Source organism: Aequorivita sp. KMM 9714, from assembly GCF_011065475.1.
Classification (GTDB): Bacteria; Bacteroidota; Bacteroidia; order Flavobacteriales; family Flavobacteriaceae; genus Aequorivita; species Aequorivita sinensis.
This window is the reverse complement of record NZ_JAAGRO010000001.1, coordinates 1,109,103-1,135,901: the sequence shown is the minus strand read 5'-3', so window position 1 is coordinate 1,135,901 and position 26,799 is coordinate 1,109,103. Positions and strand designations below refer to the sequence as shown.

Below are 26,799 nucleotides of genomic sequence, written 5' to 3'. Positions count from 1 at the left end.
TAGACTGATTACCAAATTTATCCATTTTGGAATTAAGAAATATGAAGATTAGGTGCTTCAAAAATTGTATCTTTGCAACCTTTAAGAACACAAAAATAATAATGTAATGGGAAAAGGATTTTTTGAAGTACCGATCGCTGTAAACGAACCTGTTAAGGACTACGCTCCTGGTTCACCAGAACGAGAAGAAGTACTTAAAACGTATAGAGAAATGTATAAGGCAGAAATTGAAGTGCCTTTATTTATCAACGGAAAAGAGGTTAAAACTAAAGAAACCGCTACAATGTCACCTCCACACGACCATAAGCACGTGTTAGGTACTTACTATAAAGCTACTAAGAAAAATGTTGAAGAAGCAATTGAAACTGCTTTGGAAGCAAGAAAAAAATGGGCTGCAATGCCATGGGAACAACGTGCTGGAATCTTCCTTCGCGCTGCCGAACTAATTGCTGGTCCATATAGAGCAAAAATAAACGCTGCTACCATGCTTGGGCAGTCTAAAAATATTTATCAAGCTGAAATTGATTCTGCTTGCGAGCTAATAGATTTCTTGCGTTTCAACGTTCAGTATATGACTGAAATCTACGCTGAGCAACCAGAATCTACATCTTCAGCTTGGAACAGAGTTGAATACCGTCCGTTAGAAGGATTTATTTATGCTATTACTCCATTCAACTTTACTGCCATTGCTGGGAACCTTCCTGCAAGTGCTGCATTAATGGGGAACGTAGTAGTTTGGAAACCAAGTAACACTCAGGTTTATTCAGCTAAAGTTATTATGGATGTATTCCGTGAGGCTGGTGTTCCTGCAGGAGTTATCAACATGGTAATGGGAGACGCTGTAATGATTTCAGATACGCTTATGGCAAGCCCAGATTTCAGTGGAGTTCACTTTACTGGTTCAACTGGAGTTTTCCAAGGGATTTGGCAAAAAATTGGAAACAATATTTCAAACTACAAAACTTACCCACGAATAGTAGGTGAAACTGGAGGTAAAGACTTTATTGTTGCTCATAAAACTTCAAACCCAAAACAAGTTGCTACTGCAATGGCTCGTGGAGCATTTGAATTCCAAGGTCAAAAATGTAGTGCAGCAAGCCGTTGCTACATTTCAAGTACAATTTGGGAAGATGTTAAAAAGCAATTGATTGAAGATGTTCGTTCATTCAAAATGGGTACTCCAGAAGATATGGGGAACTTTATTACTGCAGTAATTAATGAAAGCTCTTTCGATAAACTTGCAAGCTACATAGACCAAGCTAAGAAAGATAAAAACGCTGAAATTATTGTTGGAGGTGGATACGATAAGAGTAAAGGATACTTTATTGAGCCTACTGTTATTGTAACTAAAGATCCTAAATACACTACTATGTGTACTGAGCTTTTCGGACCTGTTCTTACAGTTTATGTATATGAAGATAAAGACTGGACAGAAATGCTTGAATTAGTTGATGGAACTAGCGAATACGCATTGACAGGTGCTGTTTTCAGTGAAGATAGATATGCTTTAGAAGAAGCTGTAAAAGCTCTTGAAAATGCTGCAGGTAACTTCTACATCAACGACAAACCAACTGGAGCTGTTGTAGGTCAACAACCGTTTGGTGGGGCTCGTGCAAGTGGTACAAATGATAAAGCAGGAAGTAAACAAAACCTTTACCGTTGGATTTCTCCTAGATTGGTAAAAGAAACTTTTGTTTCTCCTACAGATTATAGATATCCTTTCTTAGGGTAACCCAAAATAATTTAAATAGAAAAAGCCCCGATTTGAAATTTCAAATCGGGGCTTTTTTATGATCTATTTTAGAAATTTCTATTCAAAATTCTTAGCCTCATTAATACTTGCAAACTGAGAGTTTTTAGCATTGTTGTCCTGATCAACTACCATAACTACAAAACTTAAGTTTTCACCTACATAGTTAGAAGGAACTGTAAATGTGTAGTTCTTTTTAAATTCTTGGAAAGCAGGTGTTGAAGGAATTGCATCTCCAAACAAGTCAGAAAGTGAGTTTCTCAACGCATCATTGTGTACATAATCTTCAATAGGATTTCCTAGACCTTCATATGGATGCCCAGGAGTTTCATTAAAGTAGTTAGCCTGTGGCGCAACAACTCCATTTTCTAATAAGTAAACCACAACCTTATCACCAGGAGTTGAACCATTTTCGTAAACAACTTTTACTTCTACAGTTAAGTTAGCACCTGTAAGCTTTGAGTTAATTGCAATTGCAACATCAGTATCTGCACCTGCCATTGATAAAATTTGACCACTTGGGTAAGGATCTGGCCAAGCTACAGTACGGTTAATTTGTCCTTTTGGGAAACCATTACTTACACCAAACATATCTTGTAATTCCTGAATTCTAGGGAAATCTAATGGATCTGGTAAACTTGCCGCAGTTTTATGAATAGCTACAATACTTACGTGCTCTGTAGCAGCTCTTAACTCGTCAATAGCCAAAGCAACCGCTGGACAGAATCCACACCAAGTTCCTGTATAATCTTCAACTACTACTTTACGTTTTGGTATATATACTGCAAAATTCTTTGTTGCTGAAGTATAAGTTTCATTGTTTACTACATACTCTGCATAAACCTCAAAGTCTCCTACATTATTAGATGAATAAGTATTACCTTCAATAGCTGTATTGTTAACATAAAAAGTAGCTTCGTCTGAAGTATCAGTACCTTCATTATCTAGTAGGCCAAAAGTAACTGTTTGATTTCTCATTGCTTTAGTAACACTCACTGTTAAAGCTCTTTCAGTTTCAGCAAGTACTTCAAAAGTTAATACATTACTTACAACATCATCATATATAGCTTTTACTTGATAGTTACCTAATTCACCAAATGTGTAGCTACTGCCTTCAATTTCAACATCATTTACTAGGATATTCGCCAGAGATGTATAGTCTTGATCGTCGTTACCTATAACAGTAAAATTCACCACTTGATCAATACTCACAACTTCTAACTCTCCATTCCCAGCGTCACTTTTGAGTTCTAATACTAAAGCAGGTCCTTGCTCAACAAATGGATCTTCTTTTTTGCTACAAGAAACAACTGCCAAAACCGCAAAAAGGAATAAAAATTTAAAATAGGGATGTGTTTTCATAATAAAATTAGTTTTTTAAAGTGTGCTAATATAGCGCAATTATAAAAAAATGTTAAAGAATAAATTGTTAAATCAATATTTTTTCAAAAAACCAATCTTTAATTCATTAAAAAAAACTTAATATTGCCAATATAAAGTTAAATTAAAACCTTATTACAAAATGAAAAAATTAATCCCTCTTCTACTTCTACTAGTATCTTTAGCTGCTACATCACAAAATGAAATGCCTAAAGTAAATCTTACAACAGTAGACGGTAATGTTTTTAACTCTTCAAGCATTTCAACCGACGACAAAGTAACTATTGTATCCTTATGGGCAACTTGGTGTGTGCCTTGTTTAAAAGAATTAGACGCAATAAGCGAAATTTACGACGAATGGCAAGAAGAAACTGGAGTTGAGCTTTACGCAATTTCTGTAGACGATAGTCGAACTGTAAAAAGAGTTAAGCCTTTAATTAATGGAAAAAGCTGGGATTACACTGTGCTTTTAGACACTAATAATGATTTTAAACGTGCTTTAGGTGCTGCAACCGTACCATTAACACTTCTTGTAAAAAACAACGAAATAGTTTATCGTCATTCTGGATATAGCCCTGGTGCAGAGTATGAACTTTATGAAAAAATAAAGGAATTCTCTAACTAATCTTTATATTACAAACCCAACAAATAATTATGAAAAAACTTATTTTAGGCGCCTTTCTTTTAGTGGGAGCAATTGGCTTTTCACAAGAAAATGGCTACTTTTTTGGTGGACTTGAATCTAATTCTCAATGGCTTTTAGACGATGAAGATTTTGGTTATTTTGCCCCAAAAGAACAGTTTCGTTCTAACAATTACCTTCAATTAAACTATTCATTAGGAAAATTTACTGCTGGAGTACAATACGAATCGTATTTACCAAAAGCTCTAGAAGGCTACTCTCCTACTTGGGATAATCAAAACGGAATTGGAACTTATTACTTAAATTTTAGAAATGAAACCCTAGATGTTACTGCCGGTTATTTCTACGAACAATTTGGTAGTGGATTACTTTTACGTACTTGGGAAGACAGACAATTAGGAATAAACAATGCTTTAAAAGGTGTACGTGTTAAGTTTAGCCCAACTGCAACTTTTAATATGACGGGAGTTTACGGACAGACTCGTAATGGTTTTGATGTTTCTGAAGGAGTAATCCAAGGACTTGATGCCAATCTAGATTTAAGCGCATTAATGAATATTGATGCAGTAGATTTAAAATTTGGCGCTAGTTACGTTGGTAGATATCAAGACAATGGTGCAAACGATACAATTCCAGCAAGCGTTAATGCTTATGGAGGAAGACTTGATTTTGTAGCTGGTAACTTTTATGGTGGAGTTGAAGCTAATACAAAAGATCCGGACGTACTTATAAATGAAACTATAGTAACATCTCCTCAATTGTTTGACGGAACTGCTTTATTAGTAAACTTAGGGTACGCACAAAAAGGACTTGGTATAAATACTACTTTTAGAAGGCTAGAAAACTTTGCGTTTTATTCAGACAGATACGTTGAAGGAAACCAATACAACGAGCAGATTATAAACTACGTTCCAGCAATTACAAAGCAGCACGATTATTTACTTTCTAATATATATGTTTACAACTCTCAACCAAGACTGTTGTTTACTACAAACGAGCAAAGAGCTGGAGAAGTAGGAACTCAAGTTGACGTTTACTACTCTTTCGACAAAGAAAGCGCTTTAGGTAAAGTAGGAACTAAATTATCAGGTAACTTTTCATACTGGGCTGGACTTGATACCGACTTCAATAAAACAGATCAAAACTACGATGTTAAGTTTATTGGTAAAGGTGATAGATACTTCAGAGATTTAAATATTGAAATAAAAAACCGTTGGAGTTCAAAATGGAGCACTGTTGCATCCTTCCAAGATGTTATAATAGACAAGAGTGTTTCTAAAGGAGGAATTCTAGGTCAGCAAGGAGACATCCGCGCTCAGATTGCCGTAATAGAAGGAACTAGACGCTTTACAGGTGCTAAAGCTTTACGTATGGAACTACAACATCTTTGGACTGCAGACGATGATAAAAACTGGGCAGCTGGAGTTCTTGAATACAACTTCAACTCATCTTTAGGTGTGTATGTAGCAGATTCTTGGAATTATGGCGGACCAAACAACGACCACTTTTACAACATTGGAGGTAGTTATTCAAAAGGACGTGCTCGTTTCGGACTTAACTATGGTCGCCAAAGAGGTGGTTTAATTTGTGTAGGAGGTGTTTGTCGTGAAGTTCCTGAAAGTTCAGGAGTAACAGCAAACCTTGTAGTTACATTCTAAACTACTTAGATATAAATTTATAAAGGTCGTTCAAAGCAATTTGGACGACCTTTTTATTTGGAATATAGTGAGATTAAAACCGAATTTTTTCTCAACAAGCAATTAGCTACAATGAATATAGCACAGTTCGTATAGGTTGAGATGTATACCTAGAGCTATTTAAAAATGAATGATATTTGATTCATCTATTTACCTTAAAAGGATTACATATACTTCAGATTAAATCAATTTCGAAATTGGTATACGTAGTAATTCTTAATGAAATCTAACAACGAGATGTTCCTAAATGAAGCCATGCTGAAACCAATTAATTATTCAGACTTACACGTTTAACTTCTTTAAATAGAAATCATTATTTGAAGAGAAACTTATTTGAAAGGTATATAAAAACAAAAAAGACTATTCCGATTAAGAATAGTCTTTTTAGAAAGCTATAAAGATTAAAACCTTACTGCTTTAGTATTTTAGTAGTTTGTACAGCACCAGCCTTGTTAGTTATTTGTAAAACATAAGCCTGTGAAGCCAAGTTTGAAACATTCATAGTATGACGTCCAGTATCAAAAGATGCTTGTTTCACAACTTTCCCTAAAACATTATACATAGTTAATTGAACAGGCTCAGCAACTTCCATTACAATTTCATTAGAAACCATAGTAGACTGAACAGCAAATTTAACTTTTCTTAATTCGTTAACTCCTAGTGTTGGGTTGTAACGGTAAGAAAAAATTAAAGGTTCATTAATTTCGTTTGTTCCTGCAGCATCAGAATATTGACGGAATGCAAATTTAAATTCAACATTGTCAGTTCCATTACCAGCATCATTATTCCATAGGTGGTTTCCTATACCTGTAGTTTCACCAACTGCGATAGGAAGTGCAGGGTCTACAGCAGGAGGAACAGTCTCTCCTATTTCTAAATCGTTATAACACAATCCGTAACACAATTGCTCAAATGTACCAGTTACAGAGTTTTGTTTTTCAATAACCTCAATTCGAGTATATATTTCTTCTGAAGTATTATCATTGGTTACAAAAAACTCAAACTCGGAATCTATGTATTCAATAGAACCATACTCAACAACATCTCCATTATTTAATTCATTCCCAGCTCTGTCTCTTACAGTAAACTGTGCATTAGCAACAGTAAAGCATCCTATAGTCGCTAATAAAAGTAATTTGATTTTCATTAATTTAAAATTTTAAGGTTAAAAGGAATTATATTTTACCAAAAGTAGTGATTTTAATTATATATAAAGTCCTGAATATTAAAAAGATTTGAATTTTTAACACTTGTTAAAATCACACTAAACACTACAAATCAATTACTTACACCTAAAAAACCACTATAAATTGAATTTTCTTAAAATTAAAGAAGTATGTAAAAATTTTAATCTTTTATTAACATTGTTTCATTGAAAATAGTAGATTTGTATGTATAAAATCTTTAAAAACTCCTAAAAAACTAAAATCATGTTTAAAAAACTATCTCTTTCCTTAGTTTTTACAGTATTTGCATTTGGCTCGTATGCGCAAACTATTGTATCAACTTCCCCTCAAGACAAAAATGTTGTCTTGGAAGAATTCACAGGAATTTATTGTCAATTCTGTCCAGACGGACATGCACGTGCTCAGGCTATCAAAGATGGTAATCCCGACAGAGTCTCGTTAATAAACATCCACACTGGTGGTTTTGCGAATCCATCAGGTAATGCCCCTGATTTCCGAACAAATTACGGTGCTGCCATTGCTGCACAAACTGGTTTAACTGGATATCCATCTGGAACGGTTAACCGTCACGTATTTTCTGGAAATAACACTATACTTGATAGAGGTCAATGGGCAATTAGAGCTAATGAAATTTTAGGAACTGCTTCAAATGTAAACATAGCTGCAGAAGCCAATATTGATATACAAACTAATGAATTAACAGTTCACGTTGAAGCTTATTATACTAGTAATAGTGCTGAATCTACAAATAAATTGAATGTTGCTGTATTACAAGATAATACAAAGGGACCTCAAAGTGGTGGTGGCCAAGGTAGCAATTACAACCATATGCATCGTTTGGTTGATCTAATTACCGGACAGTGGGGTGAAGACATTACTAATACTACAGCCGGAAGCTTTATCGATCGTACTTTCACTTATACTATACCGGCAGACTATAGAGATGTTCCTACAAATCTTGCTGATATGAAGGTAGTTGTATTTATTACAGAAACTACTCAAGAAATACCTACTGGTGTTACAACTTTACCAACGTATACTGGTCTAACAAATAATAATGATGCTGCGATAGCAGAAATTCCTGAAATAGAACCTACTTGTGATACTGAATTATCAGCCAATGTAGTAATTAAAAATTTAGGCGCAGATCCAATCACTTCACTACCTATCACATACACAATTAATGGTGAGGCAAACACATTTACATGGACTGGTAACTTATTATCGCTTAGATCGGAGACGGTTTCCTTACCTGCAGTAACTTATACATTAAATAGTACAAACACACTGGAGGTTACTATCCCTAACGACGACGATAACTCTAACAACTCGCTAACTACTACCTTTGACCAAGCAGCTGAAGGTACTGGAACAGTAAACTTAGAAATTCGTACCGATGCATATGGATCTGAGTGCCGTTGGAACCTTAGAGATAGCAATGGAAACATTATCGAAAATGGAGGACCTTACCCTAACAACACTACAGTAAACCTTACATTTAATTTGGACGCAGACTGCTATCTATTTACTGGGATAGATACTTGGGGAGACGGTGGAACAAGATTCACATTAACTGATAGTGATGGAACCCAACTGTTTTACGCAGTAGGTAATTGGGGAGCTGAAACCACAGGACAGTTTGGTAGTAACGGTGTATTAGGCACTAACGATTTTAGCACTGAAAACATTGCTCTTTATCCTAACCCAGCAAGTACAGTTCTTAACCTTAAGAATGCTGAAAATGCAAACATCGAAGTTTATGATATTTTAGGAAAATTAATTCTAACTCAAAATAACATTGATGTAGACGCTCAAATAAATGTTGCTAATCTACAAGCTGGAACCTATTTTATTAAAATCTCTAAAGACAACTCGGTAACAACTAAGAAGTTTTTAGTTACTAAATAGTTTTAGAATTACATATTTTAAAAACCCCGATTCGTTCGGGGTTTTTTTATACCTTAACCCTACTGAAGATATAACTACAAGAGTTCACATTTTAAATCATTACAAATATGAAATATACTATTAAGAAGGAAAAAACAATATTTGATGATCACTACAAAATAACTGAGGGATATATAAAGCACCAAACTTTCAATGGAAATGTAATAACAGTTAGACGTTTAGCATTTGAAAGAGGTGACTCTGTTGCAATACTATTATATGAAAAGGAATCGCGAAGCATACTACTAACCAATCAATTTAGATATCCTACCTGCAAACACCACAATGGATGGCTGCTAGAAATTCCTGCAGGATCTCTAGAAAAAGATGAAAACCCTAAAGATTGTATCATTAGAGAAGTGCTAGAAGAAATTGGATATAAAATTGAAAATCCAAAATTAATAAACACATTCTACACCTCACCCGGCGCTAGCACCGAACGTATATTTTTATATTTTGCAGAGGTTTCAGCTCAAGACAAAATTTCACAAGGTGGTGGAGTTGAAACAGAAAATGAGGATATTCAACTTGTAAAGTTACCCATAGCTGATATTCATTCGAAAATCACAGAATTTAAGGATGCAAAAACCATCCTTGCAATGCAATGGTTTCTTACAAATAATAAAGCTTAATGTGGCTTTAGTGAGTTTACCATCTAAAACAAACTAATAGTCTACCCAAAGCTACTTCGCTTATCCTTTATACTTAAGTGGTAAATACACCACACTTTTCGTTTCAAAAAAGTCTTCTTCAAAGTAATCTTCTAAAGGATAAATTTCAGCATTTTTATACACTTTTAATTCCTCTGTTAAATCACCTCCTTTTAAATAAAGAATCCCATTTTTGCGATCGTGTAAACTCTTTTTGGCGATTTTTCCGTTTACCCAATGTACAAATGTTTCCATTTGAGCTACGGCACGACTTACAATAAAATCGTAATTATCTGAAATAGTTTCAACTCTTGCATTTGTAGTCTTTACATTTTCTAATTGCAAACCATCTACTACTTCATCTACTACTTTTATTTTTTTTCCGATGCTATCTACCAGGTGAAATTGAACATCTGGATATAAAATAGCAAGAGGAATACCTGGAAAACCTCCTCCTGTACCAACATCTAAAATCTTAGATCCTGGTAAAAAAGTTTGAATTTTTGCAATCCCAAGTGAATGTAAAACGTGTCTTAAGTATAGTTCGTCTATATCTTTTCGAGATACTACATTTATCTTTAAATTCCAGTCTTGGTAGAGTTCTTGTAACCGCTTAAACTGTTCCTTCTGAATATCAGTAAGTTGCGGGAAATATTTTAAAATTAGCTCCATATTAGTAAATAAGTCGCAAAAGTAGGATATCTTAACTTAAATTGTGAATTTCGACAACTAGATTTCCATAAAAGATGCCTATTTTTGTTGAATATACAAATTAAATTACCCTTGTTAACTATTACATGAATCAAAAAAACTTAAACTTTTCAAGAAAGGATAGCGCCAAATTCTTTAGAACACTAAATAAACGAGTAAACGATTATTTCAAAGAAAACGAAATTGATAAATCAGGAAACTGGAAGCTTCACCTGAAAACAATTATTATGTTTTCACTTTATCTTACCCCTTATTTTTTATTACTTACACTAAATTTCCCTGGATGGGCTCAATTACTACTTACCATTATTATGGGAGTAGGAATGGCTGGCGTGGGAATGAACGTTATGCACGATGCCAATCACGGAGCATATTCATCTAAAAAATGGATAAATAAGGTGATGGGCAGCAGTATGTATATTCTTGCAGGAAACGTCTATAACTGGCAAGTACAACACAACGTACTTCATCATACTTACACAAACATTCACGGTCACGATGAAGATTTAGAAGCTGGACGTATTCTTCGATTTTCAGAACACTCTAAATGGAAGCGTTTCCATAAATACCAACACTGGTATAGCGTATTACTTTATGGCTTATTAACCTTCAACTGGGTACTAACTACAGATTTTTTTCAAACTAAAAGATATTTAGCTAGAAAACTATCCTACGGTAAATTCCCTAGTCCGGTAAAACAATGGAGTATTTTAGTAATCACTAAAATTATTTACGTTTCCTTATGGATAATAATTCCAATTTTATTCTTCAACATTGTATGGTGGAAAATACTAATAGGTTTCTTTATAATGCACTACGTTGCTGGATTGATCTTAAGTATTGTTTTTCAACTTGCTCACGTTGTTGAGGACACCGAAGTCTTCCTTCCAGACGAAAGCGGTACTATGAAAAATACTTGGGCTATTCACCAGTTATTTACTACAGTGAATTTCTCTACAAACAATCCAATTGTAAATTGGTACACAGGCGGATTAAACCACCAAGTAGAACATCATATTTTTCCAAATATCAGTCATATTCACTACAAGAAAATTTCTGAAATTGTAAAAAGCACTACAAAAGAATTCAATTTACCTTATAAAGAATATAAAACTACCAGAGAGGCAATAGCTGCCCATTTTAGACATTTAAGAGAAATGGGGCAAAAACCTGCTACTCTAACTGCTTAATAATTATGGACAAAAGACTTTCAAATCGCGTAAATGCGATGGCAACCTCAGCTACGCTAGCAATGGCTGCCAAAACTAGAGAACTTAAAGACCAAGGAGAAGACATTATTGGGTTAAGTCTTGGTGAGCCTGACTTTACAGTTCCAGATTACATCAAGGATGCTGCAATTCAAGCTATTAAAGACGATTATCATTCATATACTCCTGTAGATGGTTATGGCGAGCTAAAAAACGCTATAATTCACAAATTTAAGCGAGATAATAATATTGAATACAAACCTTCTCAAATAGTAGTATCTACAGGTGCCAAGCAATCTTTAGCTAACTTAACTATGGTCCTTTTAAATGAAGGGGATGAAGTTTTACTTCCAGCACCATATTGGGTGAGTTATGCAGACCAATGCAAAGTTGCTGGAGGAGTTCCAATAGAAATTCCAACTACTATCGAAACCGATTTTAAAGTTACTGCAGAAGCACTAGAAGCTGCAATTACTCCAAAAACTAAAATGATTATTTACAGTTCACCTTGTAACCCAAGTGGTTCGGTTTACAGTAAAGAAGAACTTAGAAAGTTAGCCGATGTATTGGTAAAATATCCTGATGTAATTGTAATTAGCGATGAGATCTACGAACACATCAACTTTAGCGGTAGTCACGCTTCAATGGCTGAGTTTGAAGATATGTACGATCGTACCGTAGTTGTAAACGGGGTTTCAAAAGCCTTTTCTATGACGGGTTGGCGTATTGGATATATAGGCGGTCCAGAATGGATTGCAAGAGCTTGTAATAAAATGCAAGGTCAAGTTACTAGTGGAGCAAATGCTATTGCACAGAGAGCTGCAATTACAGCCTTAGAGAATCCACCGAGTAAAATTAAATTCATGGTTGATGCCTTCAAAGAAAGGAGAAAGCTAATACTAAATTTACTTTCAGAAATTGAAGGTTTTAAAACCAACGAACCTGAAGGTGCTTTTTATGTTTTTCCAGATATTTCATATTTCTTTGGAAAAACTTTACGTGGTAAATACATTAACAGTGCTTCAGACTTATCATTATATCTTTTAGAGGAAGCTAAAGTGGCAACCGTAACTGGTGAAGCCTTTGGAGACCCTAATTGTATTCGCATTTCTTATGCCACTTCAGAAGCTGAAATAAAAGAAGCTATTCGCCGAATTAAAGAAGCCCTTTCTTAAGAAGAATTTTTTTTTAAAAATATTATTTTAGCAACAGGATTAGTTAAAAACAACTAATCCTGTTTTGCTTTTATAAAATCTCTGTAATTTAGGCAACTTAAAATCCAAAAAACTAACTTTAATGAAAACAAAACTTACATTATTTCTCATTCTTTTTGCTTTTGCATTTGGCGCTAAGGCACAGGATAGAACCAAAGCCACTTATGTAGGCACAGTAGGAAGTGTAGTGCACGTTCCATCAATTGCCTCACAGGCCGCTAAGAACGAATTACCTCCGGCACGAGTAAAAAAATCTGTAATGCAAGATGGCAGAGCATCGCGAAACTTAATTGTGCCTGGAAAAGATCCTCAAATTGAAGATGATTTCTTTGTTAGAAATCCCCATAAATTAACACAAGCCCTCAAGGGACGCACCCCTTCCCTAGTATTTGATGCTGCTTCATCAAATTCACAACCTACAGACCCAGCTGTTGGCGTTGGGCCTAACCATGTGTTTGTTGTTTTTAATACTGGTTTCAGAATTTTCGATAAAAGTGGAAACCCTTTAACTGAACAATTAAGCCCTAATCCAACTATTTTCCCTAATGGTGGATGTTGCGACTTAACTGTGTCTTATGACAATGCAGCTGATAGATTTGTAATTACATTTCTCGGGAATGGTGCTCAAATTGCAGTATCAGATGGGCCAGACCCAGTAAATGACGGATGGTATGTTTATAATATTCCTCAAATTAGTGACTATCAAAAACTTTCAATTTGGAGTGACGGATATTATATGACTGATAACACAAGTGCAACCAATAAGGTATATGCTATGGAGCGTTCAAAAATGCTTAATGGAGATACTTCAGCTAAAATTATTGGATTTCCACTTCCTGGAATTGTTAGAAATGGCTTTTACAGTCCGCAAGCCTTAAACGTTTCCAACAATAATCTTCCTGCTCCTGGGGCAGCTCCTATTGTTTATCTGCAAGACGATGCTTGGTCTGGTGTTTCACAAGATCATGTAAAATTATGGACTATAGATGTTGATTGGGCAAATCCTGGCAATTCCACAATTACATCGCCAATTGAACTAATCACTACTCCATTTATATCAGTTTTTGACGGCGGAAGTTTTTCTAATCTTTCTCAGCCTGGAGGAGGTGCTGCAATTGATGCACTTCAAGCAACTATTATGAATCAGGCTCAATTCAGAAAATTTAACACTCACAACTCTGCGGTATTTAATTTTGTTGTTGATACAGATGCAAGCGGTGGTGAACTTGCGGGAATTCGTTGGTTCGAACTTCGCCAAGATGGCGATGGTCAACCTTGGAGTATTTACCAAGAGGGCACACATACTTCCCCTGATGGAAAACACGCTTGGCATGGAAGCATGATGATGGACATACAAGGTAATATTGCTATGGGATATACCGCTATGGCTGGACCGAATACGCCAGACCCAACTTCGAAAAGAGTGAGTTCATATTATACAGGGCGTTTTGCAAATGACCCGCTAAACACCATGACCATAGGTGAAGAGTTAATTGCAGCTGGAAATCAAAATATCCCTGGATTGCGATATGGAGATTACAGTAAAATTGATATCGACCCTGTAAACGATAAAGAGTTTTGGTATATAAACGAATATATGAACAACGGTAGAAAAGACGTTGTAGGTGTTTTTCAAATTGCTCCTAACTTCAATAAAGATGTTGGGGTGGTAAGCATAGACAGTCCTGAATCTGGAACACTTTCAAGTAGTGAAACTGTTAAGGTTACTATTTTCAACTATGGAGAAGACAGCGCTTCCAACTTCCCAATAACTTTTCAGGTTGATGGTGGCACGGTAGTTACTGAAACATTTTCAGGAACAATTCCTTCTGCAACAACAGCTGAATACACGTTTACAGCTACTGCAAATTTAGGAACAGTTGGCACAACATACTCTATTACAGCTGCAACAAATATGGCTGGCGATGAAAACACTAGTAACGATTCGCTTTCAAAATCTGTTACTTTCTTAGAGCCGAATGACATTGGTGTGAGTGAAATCTCTTCACCTACCTCTGGCACACAATTAAGTGCTTCAGAAGAAATTACAGTTACAGTTACTAACTTCGGAGGTGAAACACAATCAAATTTTGATGTTTCATTTAATCTAGAAGGAACAATTGTTACTGAAACTGTTGCAGGACCGTTAGAAGGGAATTCAGAGATTACATATACATTTACTCAAACAGGCGATTTTTCAGCTTTTGGAAGTTACGAGTTAAGCGCATATACATCGCTACCTAATGATAGTGATACTTCTAATGATGCGACAGCCGTAGTGATTACAAATCAAAATTGTACTCCAACAATGAACTGTAGTTCAGGAGATGGTTTACGATTGTTTAATTTAACAACTATTGACAATGCGTCAGGTTGCGAGGGATATGCTGACTTCACCGATCAAATCGCGATTTTGGATCCGGATACTACTTACGACCTTACATTAAAAACCAATTATGGGAATCAATATGTTCGTGTATGGGTCGATTTTAACGACGATTTTGTGTTTTCACAAGATGAAATTGTAGTAAATAATGTAATTATTGGTCAAGGACAAACATCGGGTACTTTTACCTTAACAACACCATTTGTAGTTCCGGCTGATGCCGCTATAGGCCAACATTTGATGCGTGCTAAAACCAATTGGAATGCACCCGTGCCAAACGATGCATGTGAAGAAACCACTTATGGAGAAACAGAAGATTACAGCGTTCAAATAGGTGAATTAGGAGTTGGAGATTCTATTTTTAATGAAAGTGGACTTACTGTTTTATCTTTAGATAACAATGTGTTTGATATTAAAGCGGAAACTCAAGGGTACTCTAAAGACCTTCAATTGTCTGTTTATAACATCTTAGGACAAAGGTTACTATTTAGAAAGCTTGAAAACGAAGGTGGAACATACAGGTATAAACTAGATATGGGTTATGTAGCAAAAGGAGTTTACCTAATCCGCGTTGGTAATCGAGATACCGGAAGAGTACAACGTATAATTGTGAAATAAATATTTTTTACATTTAACATTAAAGCCCAAAGCATAAAATTTGCTTTGGGTTTTTTTATGAAATCTATTGCTGTATTTTTACCAAAAATCGATAAATGGCCAAAATTTTATTATTAGGAAGCGGAGAATTAGGTAAAGAATTCACCATTGCCGCCAAGAGAATCGGACAAACAGTTATCGCTGTTGATAGTTATAAAAATGCACCTGCAGCCCAACTCGCAGATTTTGCAGAAGTTATAAATATGCTAGACGGCAAGGCCTTAGACGCTTTAGTTGAAAAATACAAACCAGATTATATAGTTCCAGAAATTGAAGCCATCCGTACGGAACGTTTTTATGAATATGAAAAGCAAGGCTATACGGTTATTCCTTCAGCGAAGGCAGCTAATTTTACTATGAACCGCAAAGCCATTCGTGATTTAGCGTCAAAAGAATTAAGTTTAAAAACCGCAGCTTATCGCTACGCAACCTCAGCCGAAAGTCTTAAAAAAGCAGTTTCGGAAATTGGGATGCCCTGCGTGGTAAAACCATTAATGTCTTCTAGCGGAAAAGGTCAAAGCACCATTAAAACCGAAGCAGATATTGAAAACGCTTGGACCTATTCACAAGAAGGTTCCCGTGGTGATGTGGCCGAAGTTATAGTAGAAGCTTTTATAGATTTTAATTATGAAATTACGCTACTTACCGTAACTCAACGCAACGGAGAAACACTTTTCTGCCCACCCATTGGCCACCGACAAGAACGTGGCGATTATATGGAAAGTTGGCAACCCGCCCCAATGAAAAGCGATGTTTTAAAAGAAGCACAACAAATGGCTGAAAAAGTTACCACTGCCCTAACCGGTTGTGGCATTTGGGGAGTAGAATTCTTTGTGGCTGATGACGGCGTTTACTTTTCTGAACTTTCTCCAAGACCACACGATACTGGCATGGTAACCCTTGCAAAAACACAAAACTTCAACGAATTTGAATTGCACTTAAGGGCCGTACTTGGACTTCCAATTCCAGAAATAACCCAAGAACGCATTGGCTGTAGTGCAGTAATTTTAGCTTCAGAAAATTCAGATAATCCAACCTACAGCGGACTTGAAAAAGTAGCTGCATCACCTAAAACAGATTTTAGAATTTTTGGGAAACCAACTTCTCGCCCGTATCGAAGAATGGGCGTTGTTTTAACCTACGATAATGTAGATGGAAACATTTCAGAAGTAACTGAAAAAGCTAAAAATTTGGCTAAACAAGTGAATGTGAATTAAAGATAAACCTTAATCTTCAATAGTAAATTCCAAAATCTACTATAGATTAAAGCTTCATTTTTTATAAAAACTGAAGAGGACAGTTATACCTACAAGATTAGAAAAACCTTGCAGGACAATTAATTATTATCGTCAAATTCTGAATCCTGAATTTGGAATTTCAAATTCCAATTATCGATTTCTCCAGAAAAATGGAGTTAATAAGATAAGTACTGTAAATAGCTCCAATCTTCCTATTAACATCAAAAAGCTAGACCACCATTTTGCAGCATCTGGCAAATGTCCATAGTTGTCAACTGGACCTAGACTACCAAGTGCGGGCCCTATATTTCCAAGTGTTGAAGCAGCTGCACCTATAGCTGTTTTAAAATCTAAGCCCACCCATGAGAAGACTAATGTTCCAACTATAAACGAAAGCATATAGAGTATAAAAAAGCCCAATATATTAAATACAATGGGTTGCTGTACAGCTTTTTGGTTGTATCTCACAGGTAAAATTGCATGTGGATGTAGTGTTCTTTTAAATTCTAATACACCGTTTTTCACCATTATTAGATGGCGCATAATTTTTATTCCTCCTGAAGTAGAACCTGCACATCCTCCTAAAAACATCATTCCAAAGAAAAATATGGTTAAGAATGGTGTCCATGCGGTGTAGTCTGCACTTATAAAACCTGTAGTTGTTATTACCGTAAGCACCTGGAACAATGCGTGGCGAACTGCGCTTTCAAATGGTCCCCAAACCATTGGATGAACAACACTAGAAAGTGACATATCTGCTTCAAAATATATTAATAAAGCTGCTAGTAACGTAAACCCTAATACAATCGCGGCGTACATTTTAAACTCTTCATCTTGAAATATTTTCTGAAACTTTCTTTTGAAAGCAAAATAGCTCAGAACGAAATTACTACCCGCCAAGAACATGAAAAATATAATAATGTATTGCACCAAAGGATTGTCGTTCCAGTAGGCGACACTATTATTTTTGGTAGAAAACCCACCCGTACTCAATGTCGATAACGAATGGTTTATAGCATCGAAGAAACTCATACCAGCCAACTTAAGAAGAATTGTTTCTGCTAAAGTGTATCCCACATAAATAAGCCAAAGTCGTTTTGCAGTATCGGTAATTCGAGGGTGAAGTTTATCACCTCCAGGCCCCGGAGCTTCAGCAGCAAAAAGTTGCATCCCTCCTATTCCTAATAAAGGGAGAATAGCTATTGCCAAAACGATTATCCCCATACCTCCTATCCAATGGGTAATACTTCGCCAAAAAAGCACACCCTTGGGTACCGCTTCAATATCAGATAAAATGGACGCTCCCGTAGTTGTAAAACCACTCATAGTTTCAAAAAAAGCATCAGTAAAATTTGGGATTGCAGCCGTAAAAAGATAAGGTAGTGTACCTATAAGCGCCATAAAAACCCAACCAAAGGTTACAATAATATACCCTTCTCGCTTTTGAATTTCTTTTCTATGATTTTTAGTTAAAATCATAACCACCCCTCCAAGCCCAAGCGCTACAGACCCTGAATAAATCATTTGGGCTAAAACTCCATCGTTATAATACCAACTAACTATAGCAGATAGAAGCATAAATCCGCCATTCACAACGAACAAAAGCCCCATTAAATGCGCTATAATCTTAAAGTTTAGCTTGGTGAGGGAGTTCATTACACAAATAGTTTTTCAACCTTACTTATAGATTGTGGAAGACAACATACTACTACTCTATCTCCTTGTTTAATTTCGAAATCTCCTAAGGCAATAATTCCTACTCCGTCTCTAACTACACCTCCAATAATTGCAGAATCAGGAAAATGAAGATCTTTTATTTTTTTGTTACATACTTTAGAATGCGACGACACCATAAACTCTAACAACTCTGCATTCATATTATTCAACTTAGTCATAGCCACAACTTCTCCTTTTCTTACATAACGGAAAATATTATTGGCTGCCAAAAGTTTCTTGTTAATAAGGGTGTCTATACCTATGGAATGCGATAATTGAAAATAGTCCATGTTTTCTACAAGCGCTATCGTTTTCTTAACTCCTTTCGATTTCGCTACCAAACAGGACATAATATTGGTTTCACTGTTTCCTGTTACAGCAATGAAGGCATCCATGTCTTCAAGAGATTCTTCTAAAAGTAAATCTACATTTCTCCCATCTCCATTTATAACCAAACAACTTGGTATTTCATCTGCAATTTCGAAAGCTTTCTCTCTACTGCTTTCAATTAATTTCACTTTAAACTTTGCCTTGCATAAATCCTTGGCTGTTTTGTAACCAATCTTACTACCACCAAGAATCATCACGTTTTTAATGTCTTGTTTACTCTTACCAGAAAGTTTAAAGATTTGTTCGTTTCCTTTTTTTACAGTGGTGAAATAAACTTGGTCGCCTTGTTTAAACTGGGTATCACCCCTAGGTATAATTGTATATTGTGTTCCAAAACGTTGAAGCGCAATAGGCACATATTTTAAATCTGGATAAATTTTAGCGACTTCTTTTACTGTTTTCCCAACAAATGCTGAAGCTCCTGATAGGCTTAAACCAATCATGGTTAGTTCACCTTCTTCAAATTCGTAACTTTCATTAAATGCACTTTGATTTAAGAGAAGTTCAATTTCATCGGATGCTAGCGATTCTGGAGAAATAAGCTCATCAATTCCAAACTTAGAGAAACCTACATCGTCCTTTTTCTCAATAAATTCGGTGTTAGAAATTCGGGCAATAGTTCGTTTGGCACCTAATTCTTTAGCTAAAACACAAAGTGTAATATTGGTAGTTTCACTTGAAGTAACCCCAATAACTAAATCTGTTTCGGCTACTCTACTATCTTGTAATACTGATATTGAGGTTGCGTCTCCTCTTACCACACGTATGTCCAAATGTGTATCAGCATTTGCTAATGATTCGCGATCGGTATCTATTAAGGTTATATCTTGCGATTCAAACGAAAGTAGTTTAGCAAGATGAAACCCTACCTCTCCCGCACCAGCGATAATAATTTTCATGAAAAATTTGTTTTAGCGAATGAAATAAGTGGATGCAAAGATAGGTATTTATGATGTTGATATTGAATGTTAGCGCATTAAAGTAAATATTTTTACTTCCTGAAACTTTAACAAAGGTAGTATCATCTGTCCAAAAAATATGTAGTTTTGTAGGCGTACAATTATGAAGAAAAAAATAACTCCCTACAAAGATTCGCAAGACGGCAAAAAGAAACAAGTTGAACAGATGTTCGACAACATTTCTGAGAATTATGACGGTTTAAACCGTGTAATTTCACTTGGCTCTGATATTAAGTGGCGAAAAAAAGTTATTAAAATGGTTGGTGACACAAAGCCAAACTCCATTTTAGATATTGCTACTGGAACAGGAGATCTTGCAATTCAGTTTGCTGAAAGCACAAATGCTGAAAAAATTGTCGGTTTAGACCTTTCAGAAGGAATGCTTTCAATTGCAAAGAAAAAAGTTTCTGGAAAACCAATTTCTCAAAAAATTGAATTTATCCAAGGTGATTCTGAAGCTTTACCTTTTGAAGACAACACCTTTGACGCAATTACAGTTTCTTTTGGTATTAGAAATTTTGAAAATCTTGAAGTAGGGCTTTCAGAAATACTTCGTGTGCTAAAAAGCAATGGTATTTTTGTAGTTTTAGAAACTTCTGTACCTTCAAAATTCCCTTTTAAACAAGGTTATAACTTATATTCTAAAAATATTTTACCGCTTATCGGAAAGATGTTTTCTAAAGATAAAGTTGCCTATAAATATTTAAGTGAAAGCGCTTCCACATTTCCACATGGTGAAAAGCTCAACAATATTTTACGAGAAATCGGGTTTAAGAATGTGGAAAACCATCCCCAAACTTTTGGTGTAGCTACCATTTATAAAGCAACAAAATAAGTATGAAAAAAATATTTTTTGTAATTGCCATTTTATTTTGTGTAACCAGCAGCTCTGCACAAGGAGGCCTTTTTAGTAAGGAACGCTTAGAAAATTTACAAAATTTTGATAAAAGATTTCTTACTTACGGTTATTTTTTAGGCTTTAATAGCTACGATTTTAAATTTGATTATAAACAGCATCTTGGCAATGACACAGATGTATTGGTACAACGCTCCGCAGGTTTTAATGTTGGTCTTGTAGGGGATATGAAAATTATTGAAAATATTCACCTGCGTTTAGAACCAGGATTATATTTTACACAACGCGATTTAGAGTTTCGAAATATAACAGGTGCTCAAGACTCTCTGCGTGAAGTTAAATCTACTTATATACACGTACCCCTTTTGGTAAAATTTTCTACCAATAAATTAAATAACTTTAGACCTTTTGTGGTTGGTGGAGTTTCGGCTTCATTAAACCTTTCTAGCAATCAGGACAATCCCGAAGATAATGAACAAGGGAAATTCAGAATGATGAAAGGAACATATTATTATGAGTTAGGCTTTGGTATAGACTTCTATCTGTACTACTTTAAGTTCACGCCTTCAATTCGAGGAGTATTTGCGTTGAATGATGAGTTAGTACGAGATGACGACCCAAATAGCCCATGGACTGGAAATATTGATAAATTATCCTCAAGGGCAATATTTATAAACTTTACTTTTCAGTAGCGCTTCTAAATTCACTTAAAAAAATAGCCGTCGCTGTGGCAACGTTTAAACTTTCCGCTCTTTGGGTTTCTCCAAAACGTGGAATAGTTAACTTTTGATTCAGCATATTCATTATTTCTTCTGATATCCCATTTGCTTCATTACCCATTACAATCACAGCATCATTAGGCAACTTTTCAGAATAAATATTGTTTCCATCCATACAAGCACCGTAAGTTTTCTGTGTTGTATTATTCAAAAATTCTGGAAGTGATGTATAATGCACAGCTACCCTAGCTAAGGACCCCATTGTAGCTTGTACAACTTTAGGATTATAACAATCCACAGTATCTTTAGAACACACCAATTGTTGAATTCCAAACCAATCGCACAAACGTATAATTGTACCAAGATTCCCAGGGTCACGAACAGCATCTAAGACTACCGTTAATCCTGTATTTTTGATAGATTCATTTTTTGGAATTTTAAAAACAGCAACAGAAGTATTCGCAGTTTTTAAAAAACTTAATTTCTTTAGCGCTTTTTCATCTACAAGAAAGTGATTTTCATCAACAATTTCTGATTGGTCTACGGTAAATAACCATTGAAGCTCTATGCCTTCATTAATTAATTCTGCAATAACTTTAGGCCCCTCTGCTACAAAAAAACCAGTTTGATCTCTATACTTTTTCTGTTGAAGACTTGTTATTAATTTTGTTTGACTTTTGCTAACCAAAATATAGTATTTTTGAAGTTGACTAAACGAGCACTCTTGACGCACTATCTTGCAAAAATATCATTATTTATAGTATTTATAAGCTTATTATATTCTTGTAATGCTGTAAAACAAGTACCAGATGGAGAATTTCTACTAACAGAGAACACTATATTGGTAGATAGCACTAAAATTAAAGACGCTGGGGTTTATAGCCAATTAGCGCAAAAGCCTAATCCTACCATCCCATTAATAGGTGTTCCTTTAGGTTTACACATCTATAACTTAGCAGATCCACAGCCAGATTCAACATATTTAAAGTGGCTTCACAAAAACCCAAAAAGAGAAGAAAGGCTTATCCGATTTCTATCAAAAAAACAAGTTGACCAGATAGACAGTAGTTATGTTAGCTTCAACAAATGGCTTCAGAAATTAGGCGATGCTCCCGTAATTATTAGAGAAAATAAAACTGAAAAATCTTTAGAGCGATTAGAACGATGGTATGCAAGTCTTGGATACTTTAACAATGAGGTAAATTTTAAAATCGAGCCTGACAAGAAAAGAGCAAAAAGAGCTTCATTAGTTTTTAATATCAACAGACAGAAACCCTATATTATTGGAGACACAATTATCGAAAAGATAAGTTCTCCAGTAGTAGATTCCCTTTTTCAAAAAACAAAAAATAATTCGTTTATTAAGGCAGGAAAGCAATACTCTGCTGCCGATTTTGTGAATGAAAGAGATCGATTAACAGTACTTTTAAGGAACTCAGGTCTTTACCATTTTGAACAAGATTACGTAAGGTTTGAAGCCGACACTGTAAATACAGATCACAAAGCTAACATCACCTATTTAATTGCCGATAGAAAAATAACCGATGCCGATAGTTCTAGGACGGTTCCATTTAAAGTTCATAAAATTAATGAAGTTCACATTGTTACAGACTACAGCTATGCCAATCGGAACAAAAGCTATAGCGATTCCATAAGCTATAATGGATATAAGCTATACAGTTATGGTAAAATGCGTTACAGACCGAAAGCAATCACAGATGCTGTATCTATTACACCAGGTAAGATATTTAAAGATATAGACAGGTCACTTACCTACAATCAGCTTAGTGATTTAAAGATTTTCAAATACCCCAACATTAACTATACCCCTGTTCCGAATGACACTACAGGCACCTTGCTTAACACCTCTATTTTATTAAGCCCTCGTGACAATAAAACCTTGGGAGTAGATTTTGATGCCTTTTTATCTACTATTCAACAATACGGGATTGGATTTAGTGGAAATATGACATTTAGAAATATTTTTAGAGGAGCAGAAATACTTCAAATTTCAGGAAAAGGAAGTTTAGGTTCTTCAAAAGATGCTGCGGATAATTCAAGTAGCTTTTTTAATATTTCAGAATTTGGTGGGGATGCAAAACTGACTTTCCCGCGTATTATTTTACCATTTAACACCCAAAAGCTAATTCCAAAATATATGCTTCCAACCACAACTTTAAGTTTTGGTGCAAGTGCACAAAACAATATTGGTTTGGATAGACAGTCTTTTAACAGCTTTTACAATTACAGTTGGAAACCTTCAAAAATCCTCAACTATCAAGTTGACGTACTTAATGTTCAATATGTAAAAAACCTCAACATTGGAAATTACTTCAATGTATACAAAAACAGTTTTGAACAACTCAATGACATAGCACAACAAACAGAATTTGCTTACCCAGGAAGTATCAACCCTGAATATTACACAATCAACAACAATAATGACCTAGTACTCGAAGTTCCAAGTGGTGCAAATGGCTTTATTAGAGATGTATTAAATGGAGACATCACTCCTGTTTCAGACCAAGGAGAAGCATATCAGTTAGTTGACAATATTGATGAAAGAAAAGCAAGGCTTACCGAAAATAACTTGATTTTCGCTTCCAATATTACCCGTACAAGAGACACACGTGAAAACATTCAAGACAATAGTTTTTCACGTACAAGATTTAAACTTGAAAGTGCAGGGAATATACTTTCTAGTGTTGCAAGCTTAATTGGCGCAAAAAAGAACGATAGAGGAAACTACGAAGTTCTTAACGTTCAATATTCTCAATACATTAAAGGTGAAGCTGAATATATTAAACACTGGGAGCTTGACGACAATAATATTCTAGCTGTAAGAGCATTTGGCGGAATTGCTATTCCGTATGGTAATAGTAACAGTATTCCATTTACGCGAAGCTATTTTGCAGGTGGTGCAAATGACAATCGCGGATGGCGAGCATATGACTTAGGTCCAGGAAGCAGCGGCAGTAAAGATGAGTTTAATGAGGCTAACTTTAAAATAGCTTTAAACGCAGAATATAGGTTTACAATTATCGGTGCCGTAAAAGGTGCATTATTTGTGGATTCTGGAAATATCTGGAATGTTTACGACAATATACAAGATGAAGAAGCCAAATTTAACGGGTTTAAAGATTTAAAAGAGCTTGCTGTTGCTTCAGGAATAGGACTTAGATACGATTTTGGTTTCTTCGTTATCAGATTGGATGTAGGCTTCAAAACCCATAACCCTGCACGTCCTGTAGGCGAACGTTGGTTTAAAGATTACAACTTCTCAAAAGCTGTTTACAACATAGGTATTAACTACCCCTTCTAAACCATATAAATTTGTTATTTTTGTCTGCTAATTGAGTTATCAGTTATAGTTTCAAATAGAAGAATTTTCGATTAACATATTATCTCAAAAATTATGAGTCACGGAATTAAGCCAGGTGTTGCCACCGGAAAAGAAGTTCAAAAAATACATAAATACGCAAAAGAAAAAGGTTTTGCTATGCCTGCGGTAAACGTTGTAGGTTCAGATAGCGTTAATGCTGTAATGGAAACCGCTGCTGGATTAAATTCTCCTGTAATTATTCAATTTTCAAACGGGGGAGCTCAATTCAATGCAGGAAAAGGGCTTTCTAATGAAAATGAAAAAGCAGCAATTGCTGGTGCTATAGCTGGAGCAAAACACGTTCACGAACTTGCAGAGCTTTATGGCGCAACAGTGATTCTTCATACAGATCACTGTGCTAAAAAATTACTTCCTTGGATAGATGGATTACTAGATGCTGGTGAAAAATTTTACAAAGAAACTGGCAAACCACTATACAGCTCACATATGATCGATCTTTCTGAAGAACCTATCGAGGAGAACATCGAGATTTGTAAGCGCTATTTAGAGCGTATGAGCAAAATAGGAATGACCTTAGAAATTGAATTAGGTATTACAGGTGGTGAAGAAGATGGTGTAGATAATACAGATGTAGATTCTTCAAAACTTTACACACAACCAGACGAAGTAGCATACGCTTACGAAGAGCTTTCAAAAATAAGCGATCAATTCACAATTGCTGCAGCTTTTGGTAATGTTCATGGTGTATACAAGCCAGGAAATGTTAAGCTAACGCCTATCATCCTGAAAAATTCTCAAGAGTACGTTCAGAAAAAATTCAATACAGGTTACAACCCTATCGATTTTGTTTTTCATGGCGGAAGTGGATCTTCATTAGAAGAAATTCGCGAAGCAATAAGCTATGGAGTTGTAAAAATGAATATCGATACTGATATGCAATTCGCATTTACGGAAGGTGTGAGAGAGTATTTTGTAAAAAACCTAGATTATTTAAAAACACAAATAGGAAACCCAGAAGGTGATGACCTTCCAAATAAGAAATATTACGATCCAAGAAAATGGCTTCGCGAAGGCGAATTAACATTTAAGAAAAGATTAGAACAAGCTTTTGAAGATTTAAATAACGTAAACACGTTATAATATAATTCTCGTAACAATAGAATATAATATGCACTAAGCCATATTATCCAAATCTATTATTACTGAATTTAAAATCAACATAGTGAAACTTCAACCAATAACAACAGATGAAAATGCCTTGGTTTAAAAGAACGAAAAAAGGGATACAAACCCCGACTGAAGAGAAAAAAGACGTCCCTAAAGGGCTGTGGTACAAATCGCCTACAGGTAAAATTGTGGATAGCGAAGAGCTTGAAAGAAACTTTTACGTAAGTCCTGAAGACGGTTACCACGTACGAATAGGAAGTAAAGAGTATTTTCAAATTTTATTTGACGATAATAAGTTTAAAGAATTAGATAAAAACCTTACTTCTAAAGACCCTCTTAAGTTTGAGGATAAAAAGAAATATACGGACAGGCTAAAAGAAGCAGAAGAAAAAACAGGATTAAAAGATGCTGTTCGTTGCGCTGTTGGAAAATCGATGGGCGAAGATTTAGTTGTTGCTTGTATGGATTTTAGCTTTATTGGAGGTTCTATGGGTAGCGTTGTTGGTGAAAAAATTGCTCGTGCTGCAGATTATTCTCTAAAGAAAAAAATTCCACTAATGATTATTTCAAAAAGTGGTGGAGCTAGAATGATGGAAGCTGCACTTTCGTTGATGCAACTTGCTAAAACAAGCGTAAAGCTTGCACAATTAAGTGATGCTGGTATTCCTTATATTTCTTTAGCTACAGATCCAACTACAGGAGGAACAACAGCTTCTTTTGCAATGTTGGGTGACATCAACATTAGTGAACCCGGTGCATTAATTGGTTTTGCTGGACCACGTGTTGTGAGAGATACTACAGGTAAAGAATTACCTGAAGGGTTCCAAACATCTGAATTTGTATTAGAGCACGGGTTTTTAGATTTTATAACACATCGTAAAGATTTAAAGCGAAAAGTTAACCTTTACCTAGACCTAGTTTTAAACAGACCAGTACGTAAAGAAACTGCATAAGTTTTAATAAGTAGTTATTATTCTAAAA

The 26,799-nt window shown here is 35.3% G+C and carries 20 protein-coding genes; 14 read left to right on the top strand and 6 right to left on the bottom strand.

The annotated features are described in order from the left end of the window. Window positions 1-106 precede the first annotated feature (106 nt). Entirely contained in the window at window positions 107-1,732 is a 1,626-nt protein-coding gene (pruA, locus tag G3A46_RS05025; RefSeq protein WP_165146959.1) for an L-glutamate gamma-semialdehyde dehydrogenase, read from the top strand. A 78-nt stretch (window positions 1,733-1,810) separates the two neighbouring features. Here the strand turns inward: pruA and G3A46_RS05020 are convergent, their stop codons facing one another. Beyond that, window positions 1,811-3,112 (bottom strand): Omp28-related outer membrane protein, encoded by a 1,302-nt coding sequence (locus G3A46_RS05020; protein WP_165146956.1) that lies wholly within the window; start codon window positions 3,110-3,112, stop codon window positions 1,811-1,813. Between the two features lie 160 nt (window positions 3,113-3,272). Here G3A46_RS05020 and G3A46_RS05015 point away from each other — a divergent pair, with 160 nt between their 5' ends. Then, window positions 3,273-3,755, top strand: coding sequence for a TlpA disulfide reductase family protein (locus G3A46_RS05015; RefSeq protein ID WP_165146953.1), 483 nt, complete (start codon window positions 3,273-3,275; stop codon window positions 3,753-3,755). A gap of 29 nt (window positions 3,756-3,784) precedes the next feature. Next, window positions 3,785-5,431 (top strand): DUF6029 family protein, encoded by a 1,647-nt coding sequence (locus G3A46_RS05010; RefSeq protein ID WP_165146950.1) that lies wholly within the window; start codon window positions 3,785-3,787, stop codon window positions 5,429-5,431. Between the two features lie 448 nt (window positions 5,432-5,879). Here G3A46_RS05010 and G3A46_RS05005 read toward each other — a convergent pair whose 3' ends face one another. Then, window positions 5,880-6,617, bottom strand: coding sequence for a T9SS type A sorting domain-containing protein (locus G3A46_RS05005; protein ID WP_165146947.1), 738 nt, complete (start codon window positions 6,615-6,617; stop codon window positions 5,880-5,882). 283 nt (window positions 6,618-6,900) lie between these two features. Between G3A46_RS05005 and G3A46_RS05000 the strand changes: the two genes are divergently transcribed. Next, complete coding sequence (locus tag G3A46_RS05000) at window positions 6,901-8,565, top strand: Omp28-related outer membrane protein (RefSeq protein WP_165146944.1); 1,665 nt, start codon at window positions 6,901-6,903, stop codon at window positions 8,563-8,565. A gap of 107 nt (window positions 8,566-8,672) precedes the next feature. Beyond that, window positions 8,673-9,236: an NUDIX hydrolase gene (locus G3A46_RS04995; protein WP_165146940.1), complete on the top strand. Its 564-nt coding sequence runs from the start codon at window positions 8,673-8,675 to the stop codon at window positions 9,234-9,236. Between the two features lie 60 nt (window positions 9,237-9,296). Here the strand turns inward: G3A46_RS04995 and rsmG are convergent, their stop codons facing one another. Next, window positions 9,297-9,926, bottom strand: a complete 630-nt coding sequence (rsmG, locus tag G3A46_RS04990; protein ID WP_165146937.1) for a 16S rRNA (guanine(527)-N(7))-methyltransferase RsmG — start codon at window positions 9,924-9,926, stop codon at window positions 9,297-9,299. 125 nt (window positions 9,927-10,051) lie between these two features. On the opposite strand from rsmG, the gene G3A46_RS04985 reads away from it, so the two are divergent. The 4 genes from G3A46_RS04985 to purT all read left to right on the top strand — a co-directional run bounded on the left by G3A46_RS04985 (window position 10,052) and on the right by purT (window position 16,647). Continuing rightward, the gene (locus G3A46_RS04985) at window positions 10,052-11,155 is read left to right on the top strand and encodes an acyl-CoA desaturase (protein ID WP_165146934.1); all 1,104 of its coding nucleotides are present in this window, start codon (window positions 10,052-10,054) and stop codon (window positions 11,153-11,155) included. Between the two features lie 5 nt (window positions 11,156-11,160). Then, the gene (locus G3A46_RS04980) at window positions 11,161-12,348 is read left to right on the top strand and encodes a pyridoxal phosphate-dependent aminotransferase (RefSeq protein ID WP_165146931.1); all 1,188 of its coding nucleotides are present in this window, start codon (window positions 11,161-11,163) and stop codon (window positions 12,346-12,348) included. Window positions 12,349-12,469: 121 nt separating this feature from the next. Continuing rightward, window positions 12,470-15,391 (top strand): GEVED domain-containing protein, encoded by a 2,922-nt coding sequence (locus tag G3A46_RS04975; RefSeq protein ID WP_165146929.1) that lies wholly within the window; start codon window positions 12,470-12,472, stop codon window positions 15,389-15,391. Window positions 15,392-15,486: 95 nt separating this feature from the next. Beyond that, window positions 15,487-16,647: a formate-dependent phosphoribosylglycinamide formyltransferase gene (gene purT, locus G3A46_RS04970; RefSeq protein WP_165146926.1), complete on the top strand. Its 1,161-nt coding sequence runs from the start codon at window positions 15,487-15,489 to the stop codon at window positions 16,645-16,647. Window positions 16,648-16,818: 171 nt separating this feature from the next. Here the strand turns inward: purT and G3A46_RS04965 are convergent, their stop codons facing one another. Next, window positions 16,819-18,324, bottom strand: a complete 1,506-nt coding sequence (locus tag G3A46_RS04965; protein WP_165146923.1) for a potassium transporter TrkG — start codon at window positions 18,322-18,324, stop codon at window positions 16,819-16,821. Beyond that, window positions 18,324-19,673, bottom strand: a complete 1,350-nt coding sequence (gene trkA / locus G3A46_RS04960) for a Trk system potassium transporter TrkA (RefSeq protein WP_165146920.1) — start codon at window positions 19,671-19,673, stop codon at window positions 18,324-18,326. The genes G3A46_RS04965 and trkA overlap by 1 nt, the downstream gene beginning before the upstream one ends. Before the next feature lie 163 nt (window positions 19,674-19,836). On the opposite strand from trkA, the gene ubiE reads away from it, so the two are divergent. Together ubiE and G3A46_RS04950 are read left to right on the top strand one after the other, a co-directional pair. Next, window positions 19,837-20,568 (top strand): bifunctional demethylmenaquinone methyltransferase/2-methoxy-6-polyprenyl-1,4-benzoquinol methylase UbiE, encoded by a 732-nt coding sequence (gene ubiE / locus G3A46_RS04955; RefSeq protein ID WP_165146917.1) that lies wholly within the window; start codon window positions 19,837-19,839, stop codon window positions 20,566-20,568. A gap of 2 nt (window positions 20,569-20,570) precedes the next feature. Then, window positions 20,571-21,281, top strand: coding sequence for a porin family protein (locus G3A46_RS04950; protein ID WP_165146914.1), 711 nt, complete (start codon window positions 20,571-20,573; stop codon window positions 21,279-21,281). Here G3A46_RS04950 and G3A46_RS04945 read toward each other — a convergent pair. After that, a complete protein-coding gene (locus tag G3A46_RS04945; RefSeq protein ID WP_165146911.1) occupies window positions 21,268-21,996 on the bottom strand; it encodes an RNA methyltransferase in 729 nt (242 codons plus the stop codon). The two genes, G3A46_RS04950 and G3A46_RS04945, sit on opposite strands and share 14 nt — an antisense overlap. Before the next feature lie 36 nt (window positions 21,997-22,032). On the opposite strand from G3A46_RS04945, the gene G3A46_RS04940 reads away from it, so the two are divergent. The 3 genes from G3A46_RS04940 to accD all read left to right on the top strand — a co-directional run bounded on the left by G3A46_RS04940 (window position 22,033) and on the right by accD (window position 26,771). After that, on the top strand, window positions 22,033-24,630 hold the full coding sequence (locus tag G3A46_RS04940) for a BamA/TamA family outer membrane protein (RefSeq protein WP_165146908.1): 2,598 nt from the start codon (window positions 22,033-22,035) through the stop codon (window positions 24,628-24,630). A 93-nt stretch (window positions 24,631-24,723) separates the two neighbouring features. Further along, window positions 24,724-25,791 (top strand): class II fructose-bisphosphate aldolase, encoded by a 1,068-nt coding sequence (fbaA, locus tag G3A46_RS04935; RefSeq protein ID WP_139855784.1) that lies wholly within the window; start codon window positions 24,724-24,726, stop codon window positions 25,789-25,791. Between the two features lie 113 nt (window positions 25,792-25,904). Further along, complete coding sequence (gene accD / locus G3A46_RS04930; protein WP_165146905.1) at window positions 25,905-26,771, top strand: acetyl-CoA carboxylase, carboxyltransferase subunit beta; 867 nt, start codon at window positions 25,905-25,907, stop codon at window positions 26,769-26,771. Window positions 26,772-26,799 lie beyond the last annotated feature (28 nt).